Annotated in this window: 15 protein-coding genes; 8 read left to right on the top strand and 7 right to left on the bottom strand. The window is 49.5% G+C overall.

Annotation, left to right across the window (positions count from 1 at the left end):
* Positions 1-152 precede the first annotated feature (152 nt).
* The 8 genes from VN23_RS20970 (at position 153) to VN23_RS20935 (ending at position 5,904) form a co-directional block, all read left to right on the top strand.
* Positions 153-1,277 (top strand): glycosyltransferase, encoded by a 1,125-nt coding sequence (locus VN23_RS20970; RefSeq protein ID WP_046350342.1) that lies wholly within the window; start codon positions 153-155, stop codon positions 1,275-1,277.
* Positions 1,278-1,562: 285 nt separating this feature from the next.
* The gene (locus VN23_RS20965; protein WP_046350343.1) at positions 1,563-2,408 is read left to right on the top strand and encodes a 23S rRNA (adenine(2030)-N(6))-methyltransferase RlmJ; all 846 of its coding nucleotides are present in this window, start codon (positions 1,563-1,565) and stop codon (positions 2,406-2,408) included.
* A 228-nt stretch (positions 2,409-2,636) separates the two neighbouring features.
* Entirely contained in the window at positions 2,637-3,203 is a 567-nt protein-coding gene (locus tag VN23_RS20955; protein ID WP_046350345.1) for a sigma-70 family RNA polymerase sigma factor, read from the top strand.
* The gene (locus VN23_RS22495; RefSeq protein WP_082752872.1) at positions 3,200-3,376 is read left to right on the top strand and encodes a zf-HC2 domain-containing protein; all 177 of its coding nucleotides are present in this window, start codon (positions 3,200-3,202) and stop codon (positions 3,374-3,376) included. Before VN23_RS20955 ends, VN23_RS22495 begins: the two co-directional genes overlap by 4 nt.
* 138 nt (positions 3,377-3,514) lie before the next feature.
* A complete protein-coding gene (locus VN23_RS20950) occupies positions 3,515-3,781 on the top strand; it encodes a BufA1 family periplasmic bufferin-type metallophore (RefSeq protein ID WP_046350346.1) in 267 nt (88 codons plus the stop codon).
* A 12-nt stretch (positions 3,782-3,793) separates the two neighbouring features.
* Positions 3,794-4,630, top strand: a complete 837-nt coding sequence (gene bufB / locus VN23_RS20945; RefSeq protein WP_046350347.1) for an MNIO family bufferin maturase — start codon at positions 3,794-3,796, stop codon at positions 4,628-4,630.
* Positions 4,627-5,349: an HvfC/BufC N-terminal domain-containing protein gene (locus VN23_RS20940; RefSeq protein WP_052746407.1), complete on the top strand. Its 723-nt coding sequence runs from the start codon at positions 4,627-4,629 to the stop codon at positions 5,347-5,349. The genes bufB and VN23_RS20940 overlap by 4 nt, the downstream gene beginning before the upstream one ends.
* A 66-nt stretch (positions 5,350-5,415) precedes the next feature.
* Positions 5,416-5,904 (top strand): DoxX family protein, encoded by a 489-nt coding sequence (locus VN23_RS20935; RefSeq protein ID WP_197432980.1) that lies wholly within the window; start codon positions 5,416-5,418, stop codon positions 5,902-5,904.
* A gap of 38 nt (positions 5,905-5,942) precedes the next feature.
* Here VN23_RS20935 and VN23_RS20930 read toward each other — a convergent pair whose 3' ends face one another.
* The 7 genes from VN23_RS20930 to VN23_RS20905 all read right to left on the bottom strand — a co-directional run bounded on the left by VN23_RS20930 (position 5,943) and on the right by VN23_RS20905 (position 14,455).
* Positions 5,943-7,079 (bottom strand): ABC transporter permease, encoded by a 1,137-nt coding sequence (locus VN23_RS20930; protein ID WP_046350348.1) that lies wholly within the window; start codon positions 7,077-7,079, stop codon positions 5,943-5,945.
* 8 nt (positions 7,080-7,087) lie between these two features.
* Positions 7,088-10,030, bottom strand: coding sequence for a ribosome-associated ATPase/putative transporter RbbA (rbbA, locus tag VN23_RS20925; RefSeq protein WP_046350349.1), 2,943 nt, complete (start codon positions 10,028-10,030; stop codon positions 7,088-7,090).
* The gene (locus tag VN23_RS20920) at positions 10,027-11,100 is read right to left on the bottom strand and encodes an HlyD family secretion protein (protein WP_046350350.1); all 1,074 of its coding nucleotides are present in this window, start codon (positions 11,098-11,100) and stop codon (positions 10,027-10,029) included. Before VN23_RS20920 ends, rbbA begins: the two co-directional genes overlap by 4 nt.
* Positions 11,097-12,542, bottom strand: coding sequence for an efflux transporter outer membrane subunit (locus VN23_RS20915; protein ID WP_046350351.1), 1,446 nt, complete (start codon positions 12,540-12,542; stop codon positions 11,097-11,099). The genes VN23_RS20920 and VN23_RS20915 overlap by 4 nt, the downstream gene beginning before the upstream one ends.
* Before the next feature lie 250 nt (positions 12,543-12,792).
* Positions 12,793-13,569, bottom strand: coding sequence for an MBL fold metallo-hydrolase (locus tag VN23_RS20910; RefSeq protein ID WP_046350352.1), 777 nt, complete (start codon positions 13,567-13,569; stop codon positions 12,793-12,795).
* Positions 13,566-13,688: a hypothetical protein gene (locus tag VN23_RS22335; RefSeq protein ID WP_257722036.1), complete on the bottom strand. Its 123-nt coding sequence runs from the start codon at positions 13,686-13,688 to the stop codon at positions 13,566-13,568. The genes VN23_RS20910 and VN23_RS22335 overlap by 4 nt, the downstream gene beginning before the upstream one ends.
* Positions 13,685-14,455, bottom strand: coding sequence for a TatD family hydrolase (locus VN23_RS20905; protein ID WP_046350353.1), 771 nt, complete (start codon positions 14,453-14,455; stop codon positions 13,685-13,687). The genes VN23_RS22335 and VN23_RS20905 overlap by 4 nt, the downstream gene beginning before the upstream one ends.
* Positions 14,456-14,665: the final 210 nt, after the last annotated feature.

Below are 14,665 nucleotides of genomic sequence, written 5' to 3'. Positions count from 1 at the left end.
GGAGGAAAAGGAGAGCACGGAGAGCCACGGAGAAAACATAATTAGTAAGGTTTCCTCCGTGAAACTCCGTGTCCTCTGGGATCGAAGTGGTTCAAGGTTTGGGTTTTCTCCCAGCAAATTGCTGCCATTTTTTCCCCTTTTAAAAGGCCGTCATGAAAATTGTATTTTTTGTCCGTGATCTAGGCCTAGGTGGCGTGGAGCGTTGTGTGGCCTTGGTTTCTGAAGGCCTAATTGCGCGTGGCTGTGAGGTTAGCATTGTGATGCTGGGCGGCAATCGCAATCTGTGGGCGGCACGTACCGGCTCGGCCAAGGTCATCGATTTATCGACCACTTGGCAAAGCAAAAAGCCGTGGACTTGGCTGGCAGGCTGGCGCGCGGCAAGGCAGCAGATTAAAGACGCCGATATCCTGATTCCCGCCACTTTTTTAATGCCGCTGTATATGGCGTATGCCGTAACGCGTGGCTTAAAGACGCGAGTGATTGGATGGGTTCATGGGCCGCTGTTTGAGCTAGACCAATTCGCCACCATGAACACGATTCACCGCAGGGCTTGCCAATATATCTACCGGCGCTTAAATGAATTGGTGTTTGTGTCCGAGCATGCAAGGGATTCGCTGGCGCGCTGGTTAAAACAGCCGATCGGCGATGGCTGGCAAGTTTTGCCTAATTTTGTGGATGAAGAGCAGCCCAAAATTTATCCAGAAAAACCAGCCAGCCATACTCTGCAACTGCTGTTCGTGGGCCGTATCGCCGTAGAAAAACAGCCCCATCTATGGCTGGAAACTTTAGAGTGCCTGAATAAAAAAGGCATCCATGCCAAGCTCACCGTGGTAGGTGACGGCCCGCTGGAAGACTGGCTCAAGAATACCAGTAAAGCCAGACAGCTCGATAAGCAAATCAGCTTTGCAGGCCACCAAAGCAATGTAGGGGATTACTTAGCCGCCGCCGATGCGCTGCTGCTGACATCCAGCTTTGAAGGCTGCCCACTGGTGGTGCTAGAAGCCATGCCGCTAGGCTTAGTCGTGGCATCCACCAATGCAGGCGGTGTTTATGAGCTATTTGGCAAAAGACGCAGCGAGTTTGTTGTCGAAACCGCAAGCGGGGAAGCATTAGCAGAACTCATCGCCACACAACGCCGACCTGAGCTATCCATATGGCTGAAACAGCGGGCAAAACATTATTCCTCCGAGCAGATCCTGCAACAATGGATGAGGCTTTGCCTTGCTTCATCACCGACAAAGCTAAAGTCTGTAGACACAGAGAACAGGGAGTTATAAGGCAGAACAGAAAGCAAAAGTTCAAGACGTTAGTGCACCTCAGCGGAAGAGCTCCCTATGCAAAACCTTACACCACAGAGAACACCGAGAGCACAGAGTTACACAGAGAAAACCCTAAGGCGTGTTTTAGCCCGCCACCTCGCAAGCTAAACTTTGCCCCCTCTTTGGAGAAATGGGCGATTTAAAAAGCAAGGTATAGGTTTTCTCTGTGGCACTCTGTGGCCTCCTTTTACTCTGTGGTTCAAGATTTAATATTTTTAAAAATTTTCAAGAAAAGAGATTGTTATGCTTAGCTACCGCCACGCTTTTCATGCCGGCAACCATGCCGATGTGTTGAAGCACTATATTCAAACGCAGATTTTGTCGTACTTTAATCAAAAAGATAAATCCTACTGGTATATCGATACGCATTCTGGCGCGGGGGTTTATTCGCTGCGGGAAGGCTACGCCACTAAAAATGCCGAGTTTGAAAGCGGCATCGCTCGCCTCTGGGAACGAGACGATTTGCCTGAATCCATCGCCGAATATGTGGATGTGGTGAAAGCGCTTAATCCTGATGGCAAGCTCACGCTTTATCCTGGCTCGCCCTATGTGGCCGATCAACTGCTGCGCCCAACAGATCGCTTGCGCCTGTTTGAGCTGCATAGCTCGGATAGCAAAATCCTAAAAGAGAATTTCGCCGAAGCAGGCCGCCGTGTGGCGGTGATTGCTGGCGATGGTTTTGCCGGGATTAAAGCCGTGCTGCCACCACCACCGCGCCGTGGTGTCACGCTGATTGATCCGCCTTATGAAGACAAAAATGATTACGACTATGTGATCGATATGCTGCACGAGGCGCTCAGCCGCTTTGCCACCGGCACCTATGCAGTTTGGTATCCTCAGCTACAACGTGCGGAATCGAAACAGCTGCCAGAAGAATTAAAAAAACTGGGTGTAAATAGCTGGCTGCATGTGGCCCTATCCGTACAAAGCCCTTCTGCTGATGGTTTTGGCATGCACGGCAGCGGCATGTTTATTTTGAATCCACCTTGGACTTTGGCCGCGACCCTTAGGGAAACCATGCCTTATCTCGTGAAAATACTCGGGCAAGGCAAGGGCGCGAAGTATATTTTGGAAGAGAAAGCAGCTTAATATCTTAGGGTGAGCACGCCTTTGTGCCCGCGCATCATTGCCGTATCATTTTTTGAGCCGGACGCGCGTGGGCAAGATAAAACGTTTTGCCCACCCTATACACTGATCAGCCTTTGCAAACCCTTAACCAAGAGGCATAAAGCCAAAAAAACAAATAAGAATCATTATCACTACAAAATTGAAGCAAGCACTATATAATCAAAACCACAAACTCGCAGAGCAATCTCCATGGCCATTCGTATCGAAGATCTAGAGCCGCTCAGAGATTACCTCTATCGTTTTGCGCTCTTCCAATTACAACACAGCAGCAGTGCCGAGGATGTCGTGCAGGAAACGCTGCTGGCTGCTCTGGAAAAACCTGATTCCTACAGCGGACAATCGTCCTTAAAAACTTGGCTTACCGGTATTTTAAAATTCAAAATTATCGATACCCAGCGTCGTATCTACCGTGATCCCCTGCTGATATCTAGCATCGAAGGGGAAGAAGACAGCAGCGATTTTGATGTGCTGTTTAATAAAACCGGCCACTGGGGCTCTGACGCGCCAAGACGCTGGGAAAAACCCGATGCCAGCTTGGAAGACAAACAATTTTGGGCGGTTTACGCCCGGTGCAGCCAACTTATGCCGCGCCGCACCGCTATGGTCTTTGCCATGCGCGAAGAATTAGGCTTAGAGATTGAGCAAATTTGTCAGCAATTAGAGATCACCGCGACTAATTGTTCAGCCATGCTCTATCGTGCCCGAATGAGTTTGCGCCTCTGTTTAGAAAAAAACTGGTTTGGAAACTCACCATGATGAACTGCCGCCAAGCTTCTATTCTATTATCAGCCCAACAAGATGGTCCTCTCAGCCTTAGCCAACGCTATCGCTTACGGTTGCACCTAATGCTGTGCAAGAACTGCCGAAATTTTAATCGTCAACTACACTTCATGCGGGAAGCGGCCCGTGCACCTTCACACTGGGAATAGTCAGGCATCTGGCCTGTGCTAAAACACTCGCAAAATATTTTTAAAAAATTTTGTCAGATTTAAAGCACTGCCCCGACTCAGTAAGCAGGTGAAAATCACCGTAAGCACGACAACCTATCCAAACAAGGAGCAATACCCATGAAAACATCACTAATGCTATCTTCCGCCCTTGCCGCCGTTATTGGCTGCGCAGCAATGAGCGCCAATGCAGCCCCAAGTGCTGATGATATGAAGAAAATGGAAAAATGCTATGGCGTAGCTAAAGCAGGCCAAAACGACTGTGCAGCAAATGGCCATGCTTGCGCGGGCCAAAGCGCTAAAGATATGGATAAAGCCGAATGGAAAGCAGTAAAAAAAGGCACATGTGAAAAAATGCAAGGCTCACTGATGGCGCCTAAGGCATAAGGAATCAGCATAATGACTACACTTCCCATTCAAGCAGGCCTAGGACTTCGGTCTCCACACTTGGCCGAAGTGCTTGCCACACGCCCAAACGTGGCTTGGTGGGAAGTACATAGTGAAAACTACTTTGGCGGCGGGGCTGCCCCTGCCACCTTAGAAAAAATCCGCCGTGATTATCCCATCAGCCTGCACGGTGTGGGATTAGGCCTTGGCAATGCCGAGCCGCCCGAAGCGCGGCATTTAACACAGTTGGCAGAGTTAGCCGAGCGTATTCAGCCCGCGGCCATTTCAGAGCATCTGGCATGGAATCGCTTTGGCGATGTCTGGTTTAATGATCTCTTGCCTGTGCCCCGCTATGCCGGAGCAATTGACACCCTTTGCGCCCATATAGATCAGGTGCAAAGCCGCTTAAAACGCATCATCTTGTTAGAAAACGTTTCCAGCTATATCGCCTTTAGCGATGAAATGCTCAGTGAAGCCGAGCTGCTCGCAGAGTTAGTCGCCCGTACCGGCTGCGGCCTCTTGCTTGATGTAAACAATATGCACGTAAATCAGCTTAATCATGGCATCGATGCAAGGGCCGAGCTGGCAAGGCTGCCATTACACCGAGTTGCAGAAATCCATGTAGCTGGCTTTGAGTATTGCGATGGCTTAGTGATTGATACCCACGGTGCGCCCGTTTGCAGTGCCGTTTGGAAACTGCTGGAAGATGCCCTCAAGTTCACTGGCCCCAAACCTGTCCTGCTGGAGCGGGATACTAATCTGCCGCCGCTCTCTTGCCTGCTGGATGAATACGGCAAGCTAAAAGCACAGATTGCTAACCATCCACAAAGTGTGGGGGCAATAGCATGAATTACCTTGCTGCTTTAAAAGACTTTAGCCAGATTTATAAAAATACAGACTATCAACCACAATCTGTATTAAGCCGCAGCCAACCTTTTTTAGATGTATATCGCAATAATACATGGGCCAACCGCAGCAATAATCTTGCCAATACATACCCTACGGTAGTGGAATTAGTCGGAACAGAATTCTTTAGCGCCATGGCTAGGGTATTTGTTGAAAACAGCGAATCGCATTCAGGTAATTTACATCTGGATGGAGAAAGCTTCCCCGAGTTCTTAAGCGTTTTTCCACATGTACGCGATTTGCCCTATTTAAGCGATGTAGCAAAGCTGGATTGGGCAATTCATCTGGCGCATTACAGTGAGGATTGCAATTTTATCGCAATTGAAACGCTTGCTTTATATACACCGGATCAATTTGGCCAATTAAGCCTTATGCTGCATCCTGCAGTCGCTATTGTTAAATCTGCAGCGTGGCCTATTTACCAAATATTAATGATGCACCACGGTGAAAAAGATGCAAATTTAAATGCAGGTGGCGAACACGTATGGGTATGGCGTGATCAATGGCAATTAATCTCTGCCAGCGATGCGCTATTTTTAGAATGCCTGTTAAAAAACCAAAATATAGAAAGTGCCATGCATGCAACAGCAGATGATGAATACGATGCCGGTCCTATTCTGATTCAATTGTTTAACCGTGGCTTGGTTTGCAATATTAATTAATCATCCACCCTCAGCATAAAAATGCTACATACCCCTTTATTCCTAGCTATTTAATAGGTAATCGCAATGAAAAAACGACTATGCCAACTCTACGGCGGCTATCGCTGTGCCGAATCATTATGCATGCAACATTTAAGCCCAATATTTAATCTTGGATTACGCATTTATCTGGCGCAGGTGTTCTTTTTATCTGGCCTGACTAAAATACGAAATTGGGATAGCACTTTATTTTTGTTTAATTTTGAATACCAAGTTCCGCTTATTCCTCCGGAAATAGCTGCAATGATGGCCACTGGGGGCGAACTTATTCTGCCTGTATTACTAATCAGCGGCACACTAGGCCGGTTTGCCGCAGTAGGTTTATTTATTCTAAATGCCGTAGCCGTGATTTCTTACCCTGCTCTGCCGCCTATTGCCGTAAAAGATCATTACTTATGGGGCGCTTTATTAGCTGTGGTAGCCATTTATGGTGCGGGAAAATGGTCGGTAGATGAATGGCTAAACCGGCGCTGCCAAGCGTGCCAAATTAAACCATCAAACTCCGGCCAATTGTAAGTGTTAACGCAGCCCGCTTCAGAGCGGGCTGCACCCAACTACATCGAGCCTATCGATTGACGCAGGCGATGATGGGCCAGCATAAAGAAAACGGCAGCAATCGCCACAATCGCCAACATCTGCGGCCAGACCACATTGAGATTCGCAGCCCTAAATAAAATAGCCTGCGATAAAGACACAAAGTGCACGGTAGGCGTAAACGACATAATCCATTGCACCATTTCTGGCATGCTTTCACGCGGGGTGACTGCACCGGATAACATTTGCAGCGGCAGCAGCACTAAAATCGCCAGTAAACCAAATTGCGGCATGGTGCGCGCCAGTGTGCCCATAAAAATGCCGATAGACGAAGTGGCAAATAAATAAAGCAGCGTGCCCAGCGCAAATAATAGACCCGAGCCATTGACCGTTACATCCAGCACGCCTTTCACCATAATCTGCAAGGCAAAAATAGAGGCAATCAGCACCACCGCCGCCATCGACCACACTTTAGAAAGCATGATTTCAAGCGGGGTAATAGGCATCACCAATAAATGCTCGATAGTGCCATGCTCGCGCTCACGAATCAGCGCGGCCCCGCTTAAAATAATAGATAACAGGGTGACATTATTAATAATCGCGGTGATGCTGCCAAACCACGCCGAATGCAAATTGGGATTAGACAAGACATGAATCACCTGCTCGGCAGGCAGAATGGATGCACCTGGCTTATCTCTTAATGCAAAGTTTTTAGCCTCATCATTTAGAATTTTCTGAATATAGGCCGAGCCTATCAGCGCCTGACTTTGCCGGGTGGCATCTACATTTAATTGCAGCGCAGGAATTCGCCCCGCCATCACATCACGTTGAAAATTAGGGGGAATATTTAAAACAAAGGTATCTCTGCCCGAATCCAGCCCCTGATCGACTTCATCCAAAGAAAGCAAAATAGGAGGCCTGAAATAAGGCGGCTGCATAGCATCTATTAAACGCCGCGATAATTGCGATTGATCTTCATCCACCACGGCAATTGCAGCATGATTAAGCGAATCGGGCTTGGCACGGGCATCTAAATAAATCGAGGCCGTAAACATAAAGGCAATCATCACCAACATGGCAATATCATGAAACAAGCTGCGAAACTCTTTTAGCCCCAGGTGAAAAATATTACTCAGATGTGTATTTAATTTATTCATTCCTTCACCTATTTCCCCTGCTTTTTCAATAGCAATACAGAAGCCAACGTGAGCGCTGGAATAATGAGCATTAATGAAAAGAATGCACTGCTTAATTCAGTAAATCCAAGCCCCTTGGAAAAAGTGCCGCTGCTGATCGTTAAATAATATGAAGTTGGATAAATCTTCCCGACCCATGCGCCCAAGCCTTGTAATGAAGAAATAGGATCGATCATGCCGGAGTATTGAATCGCCGGAATCATCGTGCCTATCGTTGCCACCGCAATCGCTGCAACCTGACTATTCGTCATGGTTGACGCCAATAAGCCCAAACCTGTTGCGGCAGTTACATATAAAAAAGTAGCTACCAGCAGGGTTATAAAGCTGCCTGTAAATGGCACTTTAAATAGCGTAATCGCTAATAGAAACATGAAAATAAAACTAATCAGCGATAAAAAGATATAGGGCAATTGCTTGCCTAATAGGAATTCCAGCTTGGTCACCGGGGTGGTATAAACATTCATAATTGAGCCTAATTCTTTTTCCCTGACCACGCCCAGCGCCATTAGCATCGCCGGAATAAACACCAGCATCAGCGGAATCACCTTAGGCACCATCGCCACCAAGCTGCGTAGCTCTGGGTTGTAAAGAAAACGCACCTGAATATCAGCCAGGGCTTTAGGTGCTTGCCCTGTGACGCTCAGCGCCCAATCACTTAGCGTGTTTAAATGCATCGCTTGCACATAGCCTTTTACCGTTTCGGCCCGCATGGGCATTGCGCCATCGATCCACACGCCCACTTCCGGCTTCGCACCATTGGCTAAATCACGGCCAAAATTGGGGGGAATATTAATCGCCAATGCCAGCTCGCCCGATCGTATCCTTTCGCTGATTTCTTCAAGATTTTGCAAAGCAGGCCGCTCAATAAAATAGCGTGAGCCTGCAATCCGCAAGGCATAATCCTGGCTGGCTTCGCTGTGATCTTGATCTAGCACCGCAAAATTTAGATTTTCCACATCCATGCTAATTCCGTAACCCATCACCAGCATCAGCAGCAAAGAGCCAATCAGGGCCATGGTCAGGCGGATGGGATCGCGCCGCAGCTCAAGCGATTCACGCGCGCTATAGCAAAGCAGGCGACCTAGGCTAAAACGAGGTGGCGTCTCACGGCTGGAATCTTTGGCAGGAGCAGATTCATCAGCGCTTGCAGGTTTATCCGCTGTTGCGGGTTTATCCCCTGTGCCAGGTTTACCCTCAGTGGCAAGTTTATCCTCTGTCGCAGGTTTATCCGCTGTCGCAGGTTTATCCTCTGTCGCAGGTTTATCCTCTGTCGCAGGTTTATCTGCTGTCGCAGGTTTATCCTCTGCCGCAGGTTTATCCTCTGCCGCAGGTTTTGCTTCAGTGGCGGTTGTCGATTTATCTTTTTTATCTGCCTCAGTTGCTTCTTCCAGATAGCCAATAAAGGCTTCTTCCAGATTTTCTGCTTTACGCTTTTCCACCAACTCTGCGGGGCTGCCGCTATCGAGCACCTTGCCTGCGTGCATCATCGAGATTCGATCGCAGCGCTGTGCCTCATTCATAAAGTGGGTAGAGATAAAAATCGTCACGCCATCTTTACGCGCCAGATCGATCATCAAAGCCCAAAACTGATCGCGCGCCACGGGGTCTACACCCGAAGTGGGCTCATCCAAAATCAAGACATCAGGTTTGTGTAATACCGCAACGGCCAGCTGCAGGCGCTGACGTATGCCCAGCGGCAAGTCTTCCGGAAACTGCTTGAGTACCGATTTCAAACCAAAATGCTCGGTGAGCTCTGCCAGCCGGTCGGCCACTTCGTCCTCAGGCAGATGAAATAATTTGGCGTGTAAATCTAAGTTTTTTTCAACCGTCAGCTCGCTATACAGCGAGAAAGCCTGCGACATATAGCCCACGCGGCGGCGGGTTTCGATATTGCTCGCGTCTATGGGCTGGCCTAATAAGCTGGCCGTGCCTTTGGTCGGTGGCAGCAGGCCGGTGAGCATTTTCATCGTGGTTGATTTGCCACAGCCATTCGAGCCCAAAAAACCAAAAATCTCGCCTTTCTCCACTTGCAGAGTGACATCATCCACGGCAATAAAATCACCAAAGCGCATTTGCAAGCCTTTGGCATCGATCACAACCTCGTCCATGCCTGCAGGGCGAGGGGGGATTTTTAATGCCTCATGCCCCTGGCGTTTTTCTTCTGGCAGCATGGCCAGAAAGGCTTCTTCCAGCGTGGATTTCTTCGTTTTCTCTTTCAGCTCGGCAGGGCTGCCCGTGCCCAAAACCTTGCCGTCATCCACCGCCACCAGCCAGTCGTATTGCTCTGCTTCCTCCATATACGCCGTTGCCACCATCACACTCATACTGGGGCGACGCTCACGGATTTCGGTAATTAGCTCCCAAAATTGGCGGCGGGATAAAGGATCGACACCGGTAGTGGGCTCATCCAGAATCAATAAATCGGGGTCATGAATTAATGCGCAGCAAAGGCCCAGCTTTTGTTTCATCCCGCCCGATAGTTTTTGTGCAGGGCGATCAGAAAAATCTGTTAAGCCGGTGCTGGCCAGTAATTTTTCAATTCGCTGCTTGCGCTCACTACGGGATTGCCCAAACAGGTGGCCAAAGAAATCAATATTTTCAAAGACCGATAAAGTGGGGTAAAGATTTTTGCCTAAGCCCTGCGGCATATAGGCAATGCGGCTGCACACATTGCGCCTGTGGCTGGCGCTGCGCATATCGCCACCCAATACTTCTACACCGCCCTGCTGAATTTTGCGTGCGCCTGCAATCAACCCCAGCCATGTTGATTTGCCCACACCATCTGGGCCTATCAAGCCAACCATGCAGCCCGCTGGCACATCCAGGCAGACATCATCGGCAGCCTTAGTTTCGCCATACAGATGGCTGAGGCCGCTTAAACGCACCACCGGATCAGACGCTGGCTTACTCATGGCAAGTTCACTTTAAGCTCTTTGACCCAAGGCTGAGAGGCATTCAACTGCACATGAGCTACGCCCGGCACGCCCGTTTTCACGTTTTGAATATTCTTTTTCAATAGCTCAGGATCGATCCTTGCCTTGATGCGAAACATTAGTTTTTCGCGCTCGTTTTCTGTTTCTACCGTTTTAGGTGTGAATTGGGCAACGTCAGCCACAAAAGACACCTTAGCCGGGATCACATATTGCTTTGCCGCATCGAGCACTAGGCGCACATCAGCACCCAGCGCCACCCGCCCTGCCAAATTGGTCGGCAGGAAAAACGTCATATACACATCGCTTAAATCAATCAGGCTAAGCACATTACCGCCATTGCCCACCACTTCACCCGGCTGCGCCACCCTAAACTGAACGCGCCCAGCCAGTGGTGCACGCAGAACGCCGTCTTCTAAATCACTTTCTAAACGCTTCACTCCGGCATCAGCGGCCAGTATCCCTGCCTCTGCCTGCTGCACCTGTGCATGGGCAGCACGAATGCCTGCATCTGCGGTGGCAATCTGCGCTTTTGCCACGGTAACAGCGGCCCGCGAATTATTGAGCCGAGCGCTATCGTTATCGGCTTCTTGCACCGAAGTGGCCCGCTCTAGCAGCAAGGCCTTCGATCTGGCCGCTGTTTTTCCTGCCAAATCCAGCTCGGAATTTCTTTGCAGCAATATCGCCTGCGCTGTAACGGCATCCGCATCGCGTTGGGCAATTTGCGCCTGGGCAGCATCTTTTCGACTGATCGCATTGGCTAGCTCTGCCCTTGCCTGCAGCAGCTGCGCTTGCAATGCCGACATATCCATTTTGGCGAGCACATCATTTTTCTGCACCAAATCGCCTTCTTTGACTAAGATTTCCTGCACCCGCCCTGCCATCTTGCTGGCTACATTTACCTCGGTGGCTTCCAGACGCCCATTACTGGCGGCAAAGTCCTTAGGCTCATCATCGTCTTTATGCACAAAAAACCAAATTGCAACCCCAGCCACCAGCAATACCAGTGCCACGCCCGCGCCAATCAAGCCATTTTTGAGTGTCAGTTTCATTTTTCTTCCTTTTTGCCAGCAGGCGTCAGCAACTCATCTTGTCCACCACCCACGGCCACATAAAGATCCACGGTGCTGGATAATCGGGCACGCCGCAGCTGTACCAGTGCTTGCTCAGCACTAAATAAGGCGCGTTTGGCATCCAATACTTCTAAGTAGGTAATTGCGCCATGCTCATAGCGCAGATCAGCCAGCCGTGTGCGCTCTGCCTCAAATTTCACCAGCTCGGTTTGCTCCGCCAGTTGAACCGTCAGCCAGTGCTGAGCCGCTAGGGCATTGGATACATCACGAAAAGCACTGCGCACGGTACTTTCGTAATTGGCCACCGCCAGATGTTTACGTGCCTCGGCCAGATCCAAATTGTGCTGAGTCAGCCCCGCATCAAATAGCGGCAAAGAGATTTGCGGCAGAAAGCTCCAAATTTGCTGGCCAGAGCTAAAGAGCCTGTCCAGATCACTACTCGCCATTCCCGCCATGCCTGTGAGGGTAATGCTAGGGAAAAAAGCAGCGCGTGCGGCCTTTACATTGGCTCGGCTGGCTTTAAGCTTTTGCTCGGCGGCGCGCAAATCTGGGCGCTGGAGTAAAAGATCGCTCGGCAATCCGGCCGCAATCTCACGCTCCAAGCCCTGCTGATCTAAAGCTAAATGAGTGGTTCTTGGTAAATCAGCATGCCCTGTAAGCTGGGCCAATAAAGCCGTATTTTGGGCCTGCTGGCGCTTTAAGACGGCCAGCTCGCTACGGGTAGAAAACATCAGTATTTGCGCTTGTCGCAAAACCAAATCAGAAGCGCTGCCCACATCCACACGCCGCTGCATAATTCGAAGCGATTCTTCACGGCTTGCCAAGGTTTTTTCTGCTAAAGACACCCGCTCGGCCAGCTCTAAATCTTGCAAATAACTATTGCTCACTAAGGCAATTAAGCTGATCTGAAACGCCTGTTTAGCTTCTGCGCTCGCCAGAAATTGCGCCAAGGCCGCCTCATTTAAGCTACTGACTCTTCCCCAAAAATCCAGCTCATAAGTAGCAAGGCTAAAGCCCACCTGATACTGACTTCCCAGCAAAGTCTTGCGGACGGGCGATAAATCAGCTGGCTTACGAGCCCGCCCTGCCTCTGCCCCCACCGCCACCATCGGCCAACGATTTGCATCCTGAATGCCATACAGTGCTTTCGCCTCTGCCACGCGGGCACTGGCCACTCGCAAATCGCTGTTATAAGCCAGCGCATTGCTAATTAGCCCTTGTAAATACGGATCAACAAATAGGTTTTTCCAGCCCAAGCCAGCAGCCGCCGTAGCTTGGGCAGAAGGAATAGTTTGATCAGCGGGGTAATAGGCAGGAAGAGGATGGCCGTGTTTCTCGGCCTGAGGGGCAGCGGCACAAGCCACTAAAAGGGCGCAAGCGCAGGGAAGAGCACCGCGCAACGTAATCTGGAGCTTTAGCATAAGCACAGCATCTCTATTACGGATACAGATAAATACCTGTAAGAGACACCATTAGATCATGAAAGTTAGCCCCAATCTTTTTCTGTGAATAATCCCCTACCTTTCATCGATGGGTGATTATCATTCAGAGATATGACAGAAAATGTGCAAATAATAATCAAATCACTGCTATTTTTGTTTCAGAACCAGCAATTGCTTAACCGTCTTTTAATTTTAAGAAACAATTCAGGCAGCATATGAGGTGAGCTAATTAAGTTACTTCACTGATCAATCGCATGCCGTCATAGCCCACCACCATACCCGCAGGCAACTCTTGTGAGAGTGCTTGGTATTCCAGCTCGTGAGTCATATGGATCATCACGGTTTGCTTTGCACCAATCAATTGAGCTGCAGCAATCGCCTGATCAACAGAAAAATGCGTAGGATGAGGCACGCGGCGCAGGCAATCTAAAAATACGATGTCCAGGCCTTGCAGTTTGGCGATGCTGGTAGCGGGGATCTCGGACACATCAGTTAAATACGCCACATTACCAATGCGATAGCCCAGAATCGGCCATTTGCCGTGCATCAGGGGAATAGGCTCGATAGCAATGCCCGCAAATTCAAAAGTGCTATCACTCACCGAATGCAGAGTCAGTACCGGTTTATCCCAGAAATTATTAGGCGGAAACAGGGTATAGGGGAAACGCTGACGGATATGGTCGAGCATAAACTCATTACCAAACACCGGAATAGCCGCTCTTTGCAGCCAGCAAAAAGCGCGAATATCGTCGATACCATTCAAATGATCGGCATGGGGGTGGGTATAAAGCACCGCATCTACATGCAATAGCTGCTCGCGCAAGGCCTGATGGCGCAGATCAGGGCCGGTATCGATCAGAAAAGTTTTACCCCCGGCACGCAGCACGGCAGAGGCGCGGGTACGGCTGTTTTTGGGATCAGTCGAGGCGCAGGTCGGGCAAGAGCAGCCCAGTGCTGGCGAGCCACCGCTGGAACCTACACCCAGTAAAAGCGCCTCTACTTTCATACTGTGGCCAGGTGAAAGAGTTTAAAGAAGTTAGCCCTGCTGACATCCGTAGTCTGGTTCACGCTCATGCCGCGCAAATCGGCCAGTGTTGCCACCATCGGCATCGCTAGTGCATTCATGCTTTAGCTCGAGCAAATAATTTAAAGAAGTTAGCCGTGCTGGCGTCTGCAATCTGATTCACACTCACGCCGCGCAAATCGGCAATCGATTCAGCCACATGCCGCACCCAGGCTGGCTGGTTTTGCTTACCACGGAAAGGCACAGGGGCCAGATAGGGCGAATCGGTTTCGATGAGCATTCGATCTAAAGGCACTAAACGCGCTACTTCGTGTAGCTCAACGGCTTTTTTAAACGACACAATGCCTGAGAAAGATATATAAAACCCCAACTCCATCGCCGCCTGCGCCACTTCCCAGCTCTCGGTAAAGCAGTGCAATACACCACCTACTTCCGCCGCGCCTTCTTCTTTTAGGATACGAATCGTATCCTCCGCCGAAGAACGGGTATGAATAATCAGCGGCAAACCAGCCATTTTTGCGGCGCGAATATGCACTCTGAAGCGCTCGCGCTGCCATTCCAAATCGCCTTGCAAGCGATAATAATCCAGCCCCGTTTCACCAATCGCCACAACCTTTTTATGCAAAGCCAGCTCAACAAGCTGCTCAACCGTTGGCTCTGGCGTATCTTCGTAATCTGGGTGCACACCAACCGAAGCAAAGATATTAGCGTGCGCATCAGCAAGGGCCAATACCGAAGGCAGCTCTGGCAAATTCACAGCTACGCACAAAGCATGCGTCACTTTATTTTCAGCCATCTTAGCTAAGTGCTGGTCGATATTGGCTGCAAGATCGGGGAAATTAATATGGCAATGCGAATCAATAAACATAAGGACTTCGAAGAGATTAATAGGGTTTTACGTCAGAACTTCGGGCACACACAAAACCTAAATCTTGAATCACAGAGTGGCACAACGAAAGTAAGCATATATACACATTGCATCATTTTGATTCAGGCATTTCATGTTTTTCGCAAGCAAATGCTTTCATCCGAAGTGCATTTTCTCAGTGTTCTGCTTTTAAACTCGGTGTTCTCTGTA

It is taken from the genome of Janthinobacterium sp. B9-8, assembly GCF_000969645.2.
In the GTDB taxonomy this organism is placed as follows: Bacteria; Pseudomonadota; Gammaproteobacteria; order Burkholderiales; family Chitinibacteraceae; genus Iodobacter.
Note: the sequence above shows the minus strand (reverse complement) of the source record. Positions and strands in the feature narration are given on the sequence as shown.